The organism is Pseudomonas prosekii, from assembly GCF_900105155.1.
GTDB lineage: Bacteria > Pseudomonadota > Gammaproteobacteria > Pseudomonadales > Pseudomonadaceae > Aquipseudomonas > Aquipseudomonas prosekii.
In genome coordinates this window covers 1,750,593-1,765,024 of the sequence record NZ_LT629762.1, presented here as the reverse complement: position 1 = coordinate 1,765,024, position 14,432 = coordinate 1,750,593, and the positions used below count along the sequence as shown (strand labels likewise).

Below are 14,432 nucleotides of genomic sequence, written 5' to 3'. Positions count from 1 at the left end.
GGAGCTTTTGAATGATCTCTACCTTGCGACGTGGCCTGTTGGTAGTACTCGCGGCCCTGCCGTTGATGGCTAACGCCGTGGCGGCGCCTTCCGCACACGAGCTGATCCAGGACACCACGAACCGGATGCTGGCCGATCTTTCGGCCAACAAAGAGAAGTACAAACAGGATCCACAGGACTTTTACACGGCGCTGAACACCATCGTCGGGCCTGTTGTGGATGCTGAAGGTATTTCCAAAAGCATCATGACGGTCAAGTACTCGCGCAAAGCCACGCCTGAGCAGATGCAGAAGTTTCAGGAAAACTTCAAACGCGGTCTGTTCCAGTTTTATGGCAACGCTTTGCTTGAGTACAACAACCAGGGCATCACCGTTGATCCTGCCAAGGATGAGTCGGGCACTCGCACCAGCGTGGGCATGACCGTCAAGGGCAACAACGGCGCGGTGTACCCGGTGCAGTACACGCTAGAGAAGATCAACGGCGAGTGGAAACTGCGCAACGTTATCATCAACGGCATCAACATTGGCAAGCTGTTCCGCGATCAGTTCGCTGACGCGATGCAGCGCAATGGCAACGACCTGGACAAGACCATCAATGGTTGGGCCGGTGAAGTCGCCAAAGCCAAAGCCTCCACTGAAGGCGCCGATCAGAAGTCTGCGCAATGAGTGAGTCGGCCGTTCGCATGAGCGAATCCGGCGAGCTGATGCTCAGCGGTGTGCTGGATTACCGCACCGGGCCTGACTTGCGCAAGCATGGTCAGGCGCTGATCAAGTCCAGCACGGCTAACGCCTTGGTGGTGGATTGTTCGGCAGTGGTGAAGTCCAGCAGTGTCGGTTTGTCGCTGCTGCTGTGCTTCATGCGCGATGCCCAGGCTGCCGGCAAGGCCCTGAGCATTCGCGCAATGCCCGAAGACATGCGCGAAATCGCTCAGGTCAGCGAATTGACCGAGCTGTTGGCGCATCCCTAAACGGCATCTATAAAGAAGCCCCCCGTCAGAGTCCTGTTAATGCGGGGTTCGCAGGCGCGGGGCTTTTTTGTATGATGTCCGACCCGCGCGCACAGGGCGCCGATTGAGGTTGAGCATGCAGGCCACCGAAGTGAAGAGCTTTCTTGAAGGAAAGCTGTCCGAGACCCTTTCACAAGTGCAGGTAGAAGTTGAGGGCGAAGGCTGCAACTTTCAGCTGAACGTGATTAGCGATGAACTGGCGGCGTTAAGCCCGGTGAAGCGTCAGCAGCAGATCTATGCCCATTTAAACCCATGGATCACCGATGGCAGCATCCATGCGGTCACTATGAAATTTTTCAGCAGCGCGGCCTGGGCCGAGCGCACCTGAGCCCAAGGGCGTCGAGATTCTTATGGATAAATTGATAATTACCGGTGGCGTTCGTCTTGATGGCGAAATCCGCATTTCCGGGGCAAAGAACTCTGCCCTGCCGATTCTGGCTGCAACATTGCTCTGCGATGGCCCGGTCACCGTGGCCAACCTGCCGCACCTGCACGACATCACCACCATGATCGAGCTGTTCGGTCGCATGGGCATCGAGCCGGTGATCGACGAGAAACTCAGCGTCGAAATCGACCCACGCACCATCAAGACCCTGATCGCGCCGTACGAACTGGTGAAAACCATGCGTGCCTCGATCCTCGTACTGGGCCCGATGGTCGCGCGTTTCGGCGAAGCCGAAGTTGCCCTGCCTGGCGGTTGCGCCATCGGCTCGCGTCCGGTTGACCTGCACATCCGTGGCCTCGAAGCCATGGGCGCGATCATCGACGTCGAAGGCGGCTACATCAAAGCCAAGGCGCCGGAAGGCGGTTTGCGCGGTGCGCACTTCTTCTTCGACACCGTCAGCGTGACCGGTACCGAAAACATAATGATGGCGGCCGCTTTGGCCAAGGGCCGCAGCGTACTGGCTAACGCCGCACGCGAGCCTGAAGTCATCGACCTGGCGAACTTCCTGATCGCCATGGGTGCCAAGATCACTGGCGCCGGCACCGACACCATCACCATCGATGGCGTCGAGCGTCTGCACCCGGCCACTTATAAAGTGATGCCGGACCGGATCGAAACCGGCACCTACCTGGTGGCTGCTGCCGTGACCGGCGGTCGCGTCAAGGTCAAGGACACCGATCCGACCATCCTCGAAGCAGTGCTGGAAAAACTCCGTGAGTCGGGTGCCGAAATCACCTGCGGCGAAGACTGGATCGAGCTGAACATGCACGGCAAGCGGCCGAAAGCCGTCAACGTGCGGACCGCTCCGTACCCGGCGTTCCCGACCGACATGCAAGCGCAGTTCATCTCCCTCAACGCCATTGCCGAAGGCACTGGTGCAGTGATCGAGACGATCTTCGAAAACCGTTTCATGCACGTTTACGAACTGCACCGCATGGGCGCCAAGATTCAGGTCGAAGGCAACACTGCCATCGTCACCGGCACCGAGAAGCTCAAAGGCGCGCCAGTCATGGCCACTGACCTGCGTGCTTCGGCCAGCCTGGTTATCTCGGCGCTGATCGCTGAAGGCGACACCCTGATCGATCGCATCTACCACATAGATCGTGGCTACGAGTGCATCGAAGAAAAACTGCAGATGCTCGGCGCCAAGATCCGCCGCGTACCGGGCTAGTCCCTGCTGCATGGGCGCAAGGACGCGCCCGTTGAATTCGTTTTGAATCGAGGCGTCTTTTGATTTATTCAAAGCGCCTCGATGTATGTCCGGCGCCATTTGCGACCGGGCATGAGTACCTTGATAAGGACTGACGTTTCCCATGTTGACCATCGCACTGTCCAAGGGCCGCATCCTTGACGACACCCTGCCGCTTCTGGCTGAAGCGGGCATCGTGCCGACCGAGAATCCGGACAAGAGCCGCAAGTTGATCATCCCCACGACCCAGCCTGACGTGCGTCTGCTGATCGTGCGCGCCACCGATGTGCCGACTTATGTCGAGCATGGTGCCGCGGACCTGGGCGTCGCCGGTAAAGATGTGCTGATGGAATACGGCGGCCAGGGCCTCTACGAGCCGCTGGACCTGCGCATCGCCCTGTGCAAACTGATGACCGCTGGCAAAGTCGGCGCCATCGAGCCCAAGGGTCGTCTGCGCGTTGCCACCAAATTCGTCAATGTTGCCAAGCGTTACTACGCCGAGCAGGGCCGTCAGGTCGACATCATCAAGCTCTACGGCTCGATGGAACTGGCACCGCTGATTGGCCTCGCCGACAAGATCATCGACGTCGTCGACACCGGCAACACGCTGCGGGCCAACGGCCTGGAGCCACAGGATTTCATCGCTGACATCAGCTCCCGGCTGATCGTCAACAAAGCTTCGATGAAAATGCAGCACGCCCGTATTCAGGCGTTGATCGACACCCTGCGCAAGGCAGTGGAGTCTCGACACCGCGGCTGATTCACCTGCGCGACGTTGAGTCGCGCCCGTCTATCCGCCTCATAGCCAGAATCTCAGGTGCCCAAGCGGAAACGACTGCTAAGTTAGGGCGCCTGAGTTTTTGCCATTCCTATGAGGCTCTCGCTATGACCGCACCGACTGCAATTCGCCGACTCAACGCTGCTGACCCGGATTTCGCGCATCATCTGGATCATCTGCTGAGCTGGGAAAGTGTGTCTGACGACTCGGTCAATCAGCGCGTGCTCGACATCATCAAAGCTGTGCGCGAGCGGGGCGATGCCGCGCTGGTGGAATTCACCCAGAAGTTCGACGGCCTGCAAGTCGCCTCCATGGCCGACCTGATCCTGCCGCGCGAGCGCCTGGAACTGGCCCTGACGCGCATCACCGTGGCGCAGCGCGAAGCCCTGGAAAAAGCCGCGGCCCGCGTGCGCAGCTACCACGAAAAACAGAAGCAGGACTCCTGGAGTTACACCGAGGCCGATGGCACCGTGCTCGGGCAGAAAGTCACGCCGCTGGATCGCGCCGGCCTGTACGTGCCGGGCGGCAAGGCGTCGTACCCGTCGTCGGTGCTGATGAACGCGATTCCGGCGAAAGTCGCTGGCGTCACCGAAGTGGTCATGGTTGTGCCGACCCCGCGCGGCGAACTCAATGAACTGGTGCTGGCCGCTGCGTGCATTGCCGGCGTCGACCGCGTGTTCACCATCGGTGGCGCGCAAGCCGTTGCGGCGCTGGCCTACGGCACCGAAAGCGTGCCGAAAGTCGATAAAGTCGTCGGCCCGGGCAACATCTATGTCGCCACCGCCAAGCGCCACGTGTTCGGCCAGGTCGGCATCGACATGATCGCCGGGCCATCGGAGATTCTTGTGGTGTGCGACGGTCAGACCGATCCCGACTGGATCGCCATGGACCTGTTCTCGCAAGCCGAGCACGACGAAGACGCGCAAGCGATTCTGGTCAGCCCCGACGCCGAGTTCCTCGACAAGGTCGCCGCGAGCATCGCCAAACTGTTGCCGACGATGGAACGCGCCGAAATCATCGAAACCTCGATCAACGGTCGCGGCGCGCTGATTCTGGTGCGCGACATGGAACAAGCCATCGAAGTGGCCAACCGCATCGCCCCGGAGCACCTGGAGTTGTCGGTCGCCGATCCGCAAGCCTGGTTGCCGAAGATCCGCCACGCCGGCGCGATCTTCATGGGCCGCCACACGTCCGAAGCGTTGGGCGATTACTGCGCCGGTCCGAACCACGTCTTGCCGACCTCCGGCACCGCGCGATTCTCCTCGCCGCTGGGCGTGTACGACTTCCAGAAACGCTCCTCGATCATCTTCTGCTCCGAGCAGGGCGCTTCGGAACTGGGCAAGACCGCTTCCGTGCTGGCCCGTGGCGAGTCGCTGACCGCCCACGCCCGCAGCGCTGAATACCGCATCGTCGACGAGCTCTTTAATCAAGAGAAGGCTGACTGAACATGAGTAAATTCTGGAGCCCCTTCGTCAAGAACCTGGTGCCATACGTGCCGGGCGAGCAGCCGAAACTGGCGAAACTGGTGAAGCTCAACACCAACGAAAACCCCTACGGTCCATCGCCCAAAGCACTGGCGGCGATGCAAACCGAACTCAACGACAACTTGCGCCTGTACCCGGACCCGAACAGCGATTTGCTGAAAAATGCCGTCGCCACTTATTACGGCGTGCAGACTGGCCAGGTGTTCCTCGGCAACGGTTCCGACGAAGTCCTCGCGCACATTTTTCACGGCTTGTTGCAGCACGACAAACCCGTGCTGTTCCCGGACATCAGTTACAGCTTTTACCCGGTGTATTGCGGCTTGTACGGCATCGACTTCGACGCGGTGCCGCTGGACGCGCATTTCCAGATCAACCCGGCGGACTACGCCAAGCCAAACGGCGGGATCATTTTCCCCAACCCGAACGCGCCGACTGGCTGCCTGCTGGCGTTGGACGCGGTCGAGCAAATCCTCAAAGCGAATACTGATTCGGTGGTGGTGGTCGATGAGGCCTACATCGACTTCGGTGGCGTCACCGCGATCAGTCTGGTCGACCGTTACCCGAACCTGCTGGTGACCCAGACCTTGTCCAAATCGCGCTCGCTGGCCGGTTTGCGGGTTGGTTTGGCGGTTGGTCATCCGGATTTGATCGAGGCGCTGGAGCGGATCAAGAACAGCTTCAACTCCTATCCGCTGGACCGCCTGGCGAACGTCGGCGCAGCGGCGGCGTTCGAGGATCGCGAGTATTTCGACCAGACCTGCCGGTGGGTAATCGAGAACCGCGAGAAGGTTGTCGCGCAACTGCAAGCGAAGGGTTTTGAAGTGCTGCCCTCGGCAGCCAACTTCATCTTCGCCCGTCATCCGCAGCACGACGCGGCGGGCCTGGCGGCGAAATTGCGCGAGCAAGGGGTGATCGTCCGCCACTTCAAACAGGAACGCATCGCGCAATTCCTGCGGATCTCGATCGGCACGCCGGAGCAGAATCAGGCACTGATCGACGGCCTCGGCGACCTCTGACCTGAGGCTGAACCGGGCTCTGAAGTGGGCTCTGAGGTGGGCTTTGCACCTGTGGGAGCAAGGCTTGCCCGCGATGGCACCAATGAAATCGCCATCGCGGGCAAGCCTCGCTCCCACAAAGGCATCGCCATCGCGGGCAAGCCTTGCTCCCACAAAGGCATCGCCATCGCGGGCAAGCCTTGCTCCCACAGGGTGGAGTTGATTACTCGTGATGCGCTTCGCCGAGGAATGTCAGCGAGGTGAATAACCCGCGCGTGGCCACGTCCGGGTTGTCCTTGAGCGGCACTTCGATCTGCGCGGCGATCACGTTCAAACCCTCGTTACGCACCAGCACTTGCGCCCGACCGTCCTTGTCGGTCTCGGCACTCAAGGTATTCGGCGCGCTGCGATAGTCGCCCACCAGTTTTACTCCCGCCGCCGGTTGGCCATCCAGCAGCACCCGCACCGGCAGTGACTGGCCGGGGCCGACGGTGAGCGGATCAACCTCGGGCACAATTACCAATTTCAATTGATTGAGCGCCGGCAACTTCGCCCCCGGCTGATAAATCGCCAGGCTGTATTTGAAGGTCTGCGTGGACTCGATCGCCCCCGGCACTTTGCTGCGCCCAGCGTTGACCCATTTTTTATCTGCCGTTTGCGACCACATGCCGTTGTCCAGCGCCACCGCCATGACGGCAGGTGTCTTCAGCGGTTTCAGGCGCGCGTGGTCGGCCAGGCGTTCAACGCTCACCGGGATCATTTTGCCGCTGCCGTCATAGGCCCAGGCGCCGCTGATCTTTTGCGCTTTGAACGCGTTGTCTTCAGCGCCGTGGCCGTAAATCACTTCGATGTTGCCGCGCCGTTGCTCGGTCCACAGACCATGCGCCGAGGCCTGTGTGGCGACCAACAGAAGACCCAGCAGCGCGAGCGGTTTGAGGTGTTGCATGGTGACGTCCTTTTACAGATTGAGTGTCAGGCTGACGGTGAAATTGCGCGGCTCGCCGGGGTTAACCCAGTAGTTGCTGTACGAGCGTTCGAAGTATTTCTCGTCGAATAAATTGTTCAGGTTGAGACCGACCGTAACGTTGTCGCTGGCCTTGTAATGCGCGAGCAGGTCGACGGTGTGGTAGGCCGGCAGTTCGAAATCGCTGGCCGATTCACCGGAGCGATCGCCGACATAGGTGAACGCCGCACCGACGTCCGAGCCGCGCAAACGGCCATCCTGAAACTCGTAGACCCCCAGCAGACTGCCGCTGCGCTTGGCCACGCCGAGAATGCGGCTGCCGCTGGGGATGACGGCGTCGCCGTCGGTGACTTCGGCGTCGATGTAGGCAAATGCGCCGATCACCCGCACGGCGTCGCTCACTTGCCCGGTCACTTGCAGGTCGAAACCCTGGCTGCGCGCCTTGCCCATGGCGCGGCTAGTGTCGGTGCCGGGGTCGAGCGCGAGGACGTTTTCTTTCTCGATGTGAAATGCGGCGAGGGTGCTGCTCAAACGGTCGTCGAACAGCTCGCTCTTGATCCCGATTTCATACCCGATGCCTTCTTCCGGGTCGAAGGATTTGCCGCCGGCATCGAGGCCGTTGTTTGGTTTGAACGACGTCGACGCGTTGGCGAACAAACCGACTTGCGGCGTCAGTTGGTAGAGCAGACCGGCGCGTTGCGTGAGCGCGTCTTGCCGCTGGCGCGTGTGGTTGCCGCGCGTGTGATCGTCGATGTTCTGCTCGAAATGTTCGAAGCGCGCACCGAGCATGCCGCGCAGTTTGTCGGTGAAAACGATCTGATCCTGCAGGTTCAGGGCGTGGCTTTCGACGTGCTCGAAGAAGTCTGTGCCGGAGCGCGCGCCGTTGGGTTTCGGCTGGCCGTAGACCGGCTGATAGATGTCGATGGCGTAGGCGCTGCCGGCGGTAGTGGTCACCCGTTCGTTCTTGCGGTAATTCTCGTATTCGCTGCCGATCAGCAATTCATGCTGCCAACTGCCGAGGTCGAACACGCCGCGCAATTCGAGCTGGGTAATGCTGTCGTGCCAGTCGTTGTCGCGTTCGCGCAAACGCCGATTGACCGTGTGGCCGTCGGGGTTCAGTGGCCGCGCTTCCGAGGCGAATCCCCAGAGTTTGCCTTCCTTGTAGTGGCTGGCGAGGCGCAGTTTCCAGGTGTCATTCAAGTGATGTTCGAGCGCGGCTTGCAGCATGTTGTTGTGGTTGTCGATGTCGCCGTCGTTGGGTTCGCCGAGAAACGTCGAGCGCGAGACGCCGCTCCAGGTGTTGTTCGGCGCGACGATGCCACGGTCGAACGTCGAGCTGTGGCGGACGAATTCGCTTTCCACCAACAGGTGCGTGTCGGGGTTCAATTGCCAGGCGAAGGAGGGCGCGACGAACACGCGCTGGCTGTCGACGTGATCGCGAAAGCTGTGGTTGTCCTCGACGGCCAGGTTGACCCGCGACAGCAGGTTGCCCTCGTCGTCCAGCGGAGCATTGACGTCCAGCGCGGTGCGATAACGGTCCCAACTGCCGGCACTGGTTTGCAACGTGGTGAAGGCTTCGGGCTGCGGTTTTTTGCTGACGATGTTCACCGTGCCGCCGGGATCGCCACGGCCATACAGGCTGGCGGCGGGGCCTTTGAGCACTTCGATGCGCTCGATGTTGGCCACGTCCGGCGTGCTCGGGTAACCACGGTTGGCGCTGAAACCGTCTTTGTAGAACTCGGAAGTGGTGAAGCCGCGCACGCTGTATTCGTAGAGCGTAAGGCCACCGAAATTGTTTTGCTTCGACACGCCGCCGGCAAAATCCAGCGCGCGTTCGACGCTGGTGCTGCCCAGATCCTTGAGCACCGTGGCGGGGATGACGCTGATCGATTGCGGGATGTCGCGGATCGCCGTGTCGGTTTTGGTCGCGCTGGCGGAGCGGGTCGCGCGGTAGCCCTGGACCGGGCCGGTCGGCGATTCGTAATCGGAAGTGACGCTGATGGCTTCCAGTTCGAGCGCGCCAGAGTCTTCGGCGAAGACTGGATCTGCCAGCAGGCCGAGGGCAAGACCGGCAGCGGAGACCATTGTTCGAGACGACATGTTATGTTGTTCCAATAGTGATATTGAAACAATATAACATGGCTAATGAGAATGTCTGCTGTTGCTGTGATTTAGCGGTTGGCGGGTTTTTTTTGGGTTGTTTTGAGGACGCTTTCGCGGGCAAGCCTCGCTCCTACGTCGGGAGGTGAGTTCCCGGAGGAGCGAGGCTTGCCCGCGAAGGAGCCAGAAGCGTCAGCAGATCAACCGAGCGCGATCACTCAGTTTTCTTCTTTCTCTTTGATCGGCGCCGGCGGCGGACGCAGGCCGATCTCGGCGCTGAGCTTGATCTCTTTGCCGTTGCGCATCACCTGGATGGTGACCTTGTCGGTCGGTTTGATCCGCGCGACCTGGTTCATCGAGCGGCGACCGTCGCCGGCCGGTTCGCCGTCGATGCTGAGGATCACGTCACCCAGTTGCAGGCCGGCCTTCTGCGCCGGACCGTCGCGGAAAATCCCCGCCACCACAATCCCCGGACGCCCGGACAAGCCAAACGACTCCGCCAGTTCCTGGGTCAGCGGCTGCACTTCGATGCCCAGCCAGCCACGAATCACCTGGCCGTGCTCGATGATCGACTTCATCACTTCCATGGCCAGTTTGACCGGGATCGCAAAACCGATGCCTTGCGAGCCGCCGGACTTGGAGAAGATCGCGGTGTTGATGCCGGTCAGGTTGCCGATCGCGTCAACCAGCGCGCCGCCGGAGTTGCCCGGGTTGATCGCGGCGTCGGTCTGGATGAAGTCTTCGTAGTTGTTCAGGCCCAACTGATTGCGCCCGGTGGCGCTGATGATGCCCATGGTCACCGTCTGGCCGACGCCGAACGGGTTGCCGATGGCCAGCGTGACGTCGCCGATGCGGATGTTGTCGGAGCGGCCGATGGTGATCGCCGGCAGATTTTTCAGGTCGATCTTCAATACCGCGAGGTCGGTTTCCGGGTCGCTGCCGATGACTCGAGCGAGCGTCTCGCGGCCATCCTTGAGCGCCACGACAATCTGGTCGGCGCCGCTGGTCACGTGGTTGTTGGTGAGGATGTAGCCTTCCGGGCTCATGATCACACCGGAACCGAGGCTCGATTCCATGCGTTTCTGCTTCGGCGAGTTGTCGCCGAAAAAGCGCCGGAACTGTGGATCTTCAAACAGCGGGTGATTGGGTTTGTTGATGACTTTGGTCGTGTACAGGTTCACCACCGCAGGTGCGGCCACGGTCACCGCGTCGGCATAGGACACCGGGCCCTGTTGCACCGAAGTGGTTTGCGGGGCTTGCTGCATATTGACGTCAAGGCTCGGAAGCCCGACCCACTGCGGATAACGCTGGATTATCAACAGAGCGATAAGCACGCCGGCCAGTAGCGGCCAGCCGGAAAAACGCAGCGCCTTGAGCATTAAGCATGTCCTGGAAAGGTTGCAGGTGGTCTGAGACCGCCCATAATGTCGCGCATTATACGAGGCGATTGCGCCTCTGAACGGGCTATTTTCAGGAGTCTTTCATGGCCGTTGCACTGAGCACCCTGGTCGAAGAAGCCGACCGTTACCTTAACAGTTCAAAGATTGCCGATTATTGCCCCAACGGCCTGCAGGTCGAGGGCCGTCCGCAGGTGATGCGCATCGTCAGCGGCGTCACCGCCAGCCAGGCTTTGCTGGATGCGGCGGTGGAAGCCAAGGCTGATCTGGTGCTAGTGCATCACGGCTATTTCTGGAAGGGCGAAAACCCGTGCATCACCGGCATGAAGCAACGCCGCTTGAAAACCCTGCTCAAGCACGACATCAGTTTGCTGTCGTACCACTTGCCGCTGGACCTGCACCCGGACGTCGGCAACAACGTGCAGCTTGCCCGCCAGTTGGACATCACCGTCGAAGGCCCGCTTGATCCCGACAACCTGAAGATCGTCGGCCTGGTCGGTTCGTTGAGCGAGCCGATGAGCCCGCGCGACTTCGCCCGCCGCGTGCAGGAAGTCATGGGCCGCGAGCCATTGCTGATTGAGGGTAGCGCGATGATTCGGCGGGTCGGCTGGTGCACCGGCGGTGGTCAGGGTTACATCGATCAGGCAGTTCTGGCCGGCGTCGACCTGTATCTGAGTGGCGAGGCGTCGGAGCAGACGTTCCATAGCGCGCGGGAAAACGACATCAGCTTCATCGCCGCCGGCCATCACGCTACCGAGCGTTATGGCGTGCAAGCGCTGGGCGATTACCTGGCGCGGCGCTTCGCTGTCGAACATATCTTCATCGATTGCCCGAACCCGATCTGATGACCGACCTGACCCTGTAGGAGCATGGCTTTCCCGCGATGGCGTCCTTGAGATTGCCATCGCGGGCAAGCCTTGCTCCCACAGTGGATTGCCATCGCGGGCAAGCCTTGCTCCCACAGGGGATTGCCATTTCCTGGCCCAACCGAGGGGTATATCCATATACCCTTTCGATCTAGCCCGCGGCCTGATTAGAAGAGGTCGCTGTGCTAGGATTCCTCGCTCGAACACGGCCCGCTGGCCGTCCATAAGATCGTTTTCGTGAGTAGCCATGGTCGACAAACTGACGCATCTGAAACAGCTGGAGGCCGAAAGCATCCACATCATCCGCGAGGTCGCCGCCGAGTTCGATAACCCGGTGATGCTGTACTCCGTCGGTAAAGATTCCGCCGTGATGCTGCACCTTGCGCGCAAGGCATTCTTCCCGGGCAAACTGCCGTTCCCGGTGATGCACGTCGACACCCGGTGGAAGTTCCAGGAAATGTACGCGTTCCGCGATCGCATGGTCGAAGAACTGGGCCTGGACCTGATCGTCCACGTCAACCCCGATGGCGTCGCGCAGGGCATCAACCCGCTGACCCACGGCAGTGCCAAACACACCGACATCATGAAAACCGAAGGCCTCAAACAGGCCCTCGACAAGCATGGCTTCGACGCCGCTTTCGGTGGTGCGCGCCGCGACGAAGAGAAATCCCGTGCCAAAGAGCGCGTGTATTCCTTCCGCGATACCAAGCACCGCTGGGACCCGAAAAACCAGCGCCCGGAGCTGTGGAACGTCTACAACGGCAACGTCAACAAGGGCGAATCCATTCGTGTATTCCCGTTGTCGAACTGGACCGAGCTGGACATCTGGCAGTACATCTACCTCGAAGGCATCCCGATTGTGCCGCTGTATTTCGCCGCCGAGCGCGACGTCATCGAGATGAATGGCACCTGGATCATGATCGACGACGAACGCCTGCTCAATCACCTTAGCGATGAAGACAAGGCGCGCATCGTCAAGAAAAAAGTGCGCTTCCGCACACTCGGCGACTACCCGTTGACCGGTGCGGTCGAGTCCGAGGCCACCAGCCTGACCGACATCATTCAGGAAATGCTCCTGACGCGAACTTCCGAACGCCAGGGCCGGGTCATCGACCACGATGGCGCAGGCTCGATGGAAGAAAAGAAACGTCAGGGTTATTTCTAAGGGGTTGTCATGTCGCACGCATCTGATTTGATCAGCGAGGACATCCTCGCCTACCTGGGCCAGCACGAACGCAAGGAAATGCTGCGCTTTCTGACCTGTGGCAACGTCGACGACGGCAAGAGCACCCTGATCGGGCGCTTGCTGCACGACTCCAAGATGATCTACGAAGATCACCTGGAAGCCATTACCCGCGACTCGAAAAAAGTCGGCACCACCGGCGAAGACATCGACTTGGCGTTGCTGGTCGACGGCCTGCAGGCCGAGCGCGAGCAGGGCATCACCATTGATGTCGCGTACCGCTATTTCTCCACCGCAAAACGCAAATTCATCATCGCCGACACCCCTGGCCATGAGCAGTACACCCGCAACATGGCCACCGGTGCGTCCACCTGTGACCTGGCGATCATTCTGGTTGACGCGCGTTACGGCGTGCAGACCCAGACCCGTCGCCACAGCTTTATCGCCTCGCTGCTGGGGATCAAACACATCGTGGTCGCCATCAACAAGATGGACCTCAATGGGTTTGACGAAAGCGTCTTCGAGTCGATCAAGGCCGATTACCTGAAGTTCGCCGACGGCATCGCGTTCAAGCCGACCACCATGGCCTTCGTGCCAATGTCTGCCCTCAAGGGCGACAACGTGGTGAACAAGTCCGAGCGCTCGCCGTGGTACACCGGCCAGTCGCTGATGGAGATTCTCGAAACCGTCGAAATCGCCAGTGACCGCAACTACACCGACCTGCGTTTCCCGGTGCAGTACGTCAACCGTCCGAACCTGAACTTCCGTGGTTTTGCCGGCACCCTGGCCAGCGGCATCGTGCACAAGGGCGATGAAGTGGTGGTGTTGCCGTCGGGCAAAAGCAGCCGGGTGAAATCCATCGTCACCTTTGAAGGCGAGCTGGAACACGCCGGTCCGGGTCAGGCTGTAACGCTGACCATGGAAGACGAGATCGACATCTCGCGCGGCGACTTGCTGGTGCACGCCGACAACCTGCCGCAAGTGACTGACGCGTTCGACGCCATGCTGGTGTGGATGGCTGAAGAACCGATGCTGCCGGGCAAGAAATACGACATCAAGCGCGCCACCAGTTACGTGCCGGGTTCGATCACCAGCATTGTCAACCGCGTGGACGTGAACACCTTGGAAGAAGGTCCGGCGAGTTCGCTGAACCTCAACGAGATCGGCCGGGTCAAGGTCAGCCTCGACGCCGCCATCGCGCTGGACGGTTACGCGAGCAACCGCACCACCGGTTCATTCATCGTCATCGATCGCTTGACCAATGGCACCGTCGCCGCCGGGATGATCATCGCCCAGCCTTCGGCGCAGGGCGGTAGCACGCACCACGGCAAACTGGCGCACGTGGCCACCGAAGAACGTGCTCAGCGCTTCGGCCAGCAACCGGCCACCGTGCTGTTCAGCGGCCTGTCCGGTGCGGGCAAAAGTACGCTGGCCTATGCGGTTGAACGCAAGTTGTTCGACATGGGCCGCGCGGTGTTTGTGCTCGATGGACAGAATCTGCGCCATGACCTCAACAAAGGTCTGCCGCAGGATCGCGCCGGGCGTACCGAGAACTGGCGCCGTGCCGCGCACGTTGCGCGTCAGTTCAACGAAGCGGGGCTGCTGACGCTGGCGGCATTCGTGGCGCCGAGTGCTGAAGGGCGCGAGCAGGCCAGGGACTTGATCGGCAAGGAGCGTCTGCTGACGGTCTACGTCCAGGCCTCGCCGACCGTGTGTGCCGAGCGTGACCCGCAAGGCCTGTACGCGGCGGGCGGCGATAACATCCCGGGCGATTCCTTCCCGTACGACGTGCCGCTGGACGCCGACCTGGTCGTCGACACCCAGTCGCTGTCGCTGGAAGAAAGCGTCAAGCAAGTGCTGGAACTGCTGCGTCAGCGCGGCGCGATCTAAGCGCCAGCCGCCCATAAAAAACCCGCCGATGAGTGATCATCGGCGGGTTTTTTTTGCCCCTGAGGTCGCCATCGCGAGCAGGCTCGCTCCCACAGGTCCGGTGTTCGCCACAGATCCCCTGTGGGAGCGAGCTTG

General features: G+C 60.7%; 13 protein-coding genes. 10 read left to right on the top strand and 3 right to left on the bottom strand.

Annotated elements, in window-relative coordinates; genetic code table 11:
* Positions 1-11 precede the first annotated feature (11 nt).
* The 7 genes from BLU01_RS08220 to hisC all read left to right on the top strand — a co-directional run bounded on the left by BLU01_RS08220 (position 12) and on the right by hisC (position 5,918).
* Positions 12-665, top strand: coding sequence for an MlaC/ttg2D family ABC transporter substrate-binding protein (locus BLU01_RS08220; protein ID WP_092273245.1), 654 nt, complete (start codon positions 12-14; stop codon positions 663-665).
* Positions 662-967, top strand: coding sequence for an STAS domain-containing protein (locus BLU01_RS08215; RefSeq protein WP_092273242.1), 306 nt, complete (start codon positions 662-664; stop codon positions 965-967). The genes BLU01_RS08220 and BLU01_RS08215 overlap by 4 nt, the downstream gene beginning before the upstream one ends.
* Positions 968-1,082: 115 nt before the next feature.
* Entirely contained in the window at positions 1,083-1,334 is a 252-nt protein-coding gene (locus tag BLU01_RS08210) for a BolA family protein (RefSeq protein WP_092273239.1), read from the top strand.
* Between the two features lie 22 nt (positions 1,335-1,356).
* On the top strand, positions 1,357-2,622 hold the full coding sequence (murA, locus tag BLU01_RS08205; RefSeq protein ID WP_092273236.1) for a UDP-N-acetylglucosamine 1-carboxyvinyltransferase: 1,266 nt from the start codon (positions 1,357-1,359) through the stop codon (positions 2,620-2,622).
* Between the two features lie 142 nt (positions 2,623-2,764).
* Complete coding sequence (gene hisG, locus BLU01_RS08200) at positions 2,765-3,400, top strand: ATP phosphoribosyltransferase (protein WP_092273233.1); 636 nt, start codon at positions 2,765-2,767, stop codon at positions 3,398-3,400.
* A gap of 125 nt (positions 3,401-3,525) precedes the next feature.
* Complete coding sequence (gene hisD, locus BLU01_RS08195) at positions 3,526-4,863, top strand: histidinol dehydrogenase (protein WP_092273230.1); 1,338 nt, start codon at positions 3,526-3,528, stop codon at positions 4,861-4,863.
* Positions 4,864-4,865: 2 nt separating this feature from the next.
* Positions 4,866-5,918, top strand: coding sequence for a histidinol-phosphate transaminase (hisC, locus tag BLU01_RS08190; RefSeq protein WP_092273227.1), 1,053 nt, complete (start codon positions 4,866-4,868; stop codon positions 5,916-5,918).
* A 202-nt stretch (positions 5,919-6,120) separates the two neighbouring features.
* On the opposite strand, the gene BLU01_RS08185 is transcribed toward hisC, so the two are convergent.
* From BLU01_RS08185 to algW, 3 genes are all read right to left on the bottom strand, one after another.
* Positions 6,121-6,843, bottom strand: coding sequence for a DUF4198 domain-containing protein (locus BLU01_RS08185; protein WP_092273224.1), 723 nt, complete (start codon positions 6,841-6,843; stop codon positions 6,121-6,123).
* A 12-nt stretch (positions 6,844-6,855) separates the two neighbouring features.
* Positions 6,856-8,961: a TonB-dependent siderophore receptor gene (locus BLU01_RS08180; RefSeq protein ID WP_092273221.1), complete on the bottom strand. Its 2,106-nt coding sequence runs from the start codon at positions 8,959-8,961 to the stop codon at positions 6,856-6,858.
* Positions 8,962-9,179: 218 nt separating this feature from the next.
* Positions 9,180-10,340 (bottom strand): Do family serine endopeptidase AlgW, encoded by a 1,161-nt coding sequence (algW, locus tag BLU01_RS08175; protein WP_092273218.1) that lies wholly within the window; start codon positions 10,338-10,340, stop codon positions 9,180-9,182.
* A gap of 104 nt (positions 10,341-10,444) precedes the next feature.
* Between algW and BLU01_RS08170 the strand changes: the two genes are divergently transcribed.
* From BLU01_RS08170 to cysN, 3 genes are all read left to right on the top strand, one after another.
* On the top strand, positions 10,445-11,203 hold the full coding sequence (locus tag BLU01_RS08170) for a Nif3-like dinuclear metal center hexameric protein (RefSeq protein ID WP_092273215.1): 759 nt from the start codon (positions 10,445-10,447) through the stop codon (positions 11,201-11,203).
* Positions 11,204-11,471: 268 nt separating this feature from the next.
* Entirely contained in the window at positions 11,472-12,389 is a 918-nt protein-coding gene (gene cysD / locus BLU01_RS08165; RefSeq protein ID WP_092273212.1) for a sulfate adenylyltransferase subunit CysD, read from the top strand.
* Positions 12,390-12,398: 9 nt separating this feature from the next.
* A complete protein-coding gene (gene cysN, locus BLU01_RS08160) occupies positions 12,399-14,297 on the top strand; it encodes a sulfate adenylyltransferase subunit CysN (protein WP_092273209.1) in 1,899 nt (632 codons plus the stop codon).
* The last annotated feature ends 135 nt before the right edge of the window (positions 14,298-14,432 follow it).

Coding starts and splice junctions, on each gene's coding strand:
- BLU01_RS08220 (WP_092273245.1), top strand. CDS start 12: ATGATCTCTACCTTGCGACGTGGCCTGTTGGTAGTACTCGCGGCCCTG.
- BLU01_RS08215 (WP_092273242.1), top strand. CDS start 662: ATGAGTGAGTCGGCCGTTCGCATGAGCGAATCCGGCGAGCTGATGCTC.
- BLU01_RS08210 (WP_092273239.1), top strand. CDS start 1,083: ATGCAGGCCACCGAAGTGAAGAGCTTTCTTGAAGGAAAGCTGTCCGAG.
- murA (WP_092273236.1), top strand. CDS start 1,357: ATGGATAAATTGATAATTACCGGTGGCGTTCGTCTTGATGGCGAAATC.
- hisG (WP_092273233.1), top strand. CDS start 2,765: ATGTTGACCATCGCACTGTCCAAGGGCCGCATCCTTGACGACACCCTG.
- hisD (WP_092273230.1), top strand. CDS start 3,526: ATGACCGCACCGACTGCAATTCGCCGACTCAACGCTGCTGACCCGGAT.
- hisC (WP_092273227.1), top strand. CDS start 4,866: ATGAGTAAATTCTGGAGCCCCTTCGTCAAGAACCTGGTGCCATACGTG.
- BLU01_RS08185 (WP_092273224.1), bottom strand. CDS start 6,843: ATGCAACACCTCAAACCGCTCGCGCTGCTGGGTCTTCTGTTGGTCGCC.
- BLU01_RS08180 (WP_092273221.1), bottom strand. CDS start 8,961: ATGTCGTCTCGAACAATGGTCTCCGCTGCCGGTCTTGCCCTCGGCCTG.
- algW (WP_092273218.1), bottom strand. CDS start 10,340: ATGCTCAAGGCGCTGCGTTTTTCCGGCTGGCCGCTACTGGCCGGCGTG.
- BLU01_RS08170 (WP_092273215.1), top strand. CDS start 10,445: ATGGCCGTTGCACTGAGCACCCTGGTCGAAGAAGCCGACCGTTACCTT.
- cysD (WP_092273212.1), top strand. CDS start 11,472: ATGGTCGACAAACTGACGCATCTGAAACAGCTGGAGGCCGAAAGCATC.
- cysN (WP_092273209.1), top strand. CDS start 12,399: ATGTCGCACGCATCTGATTTGATCAGCGAGGACATCCTCGCCTACCTG.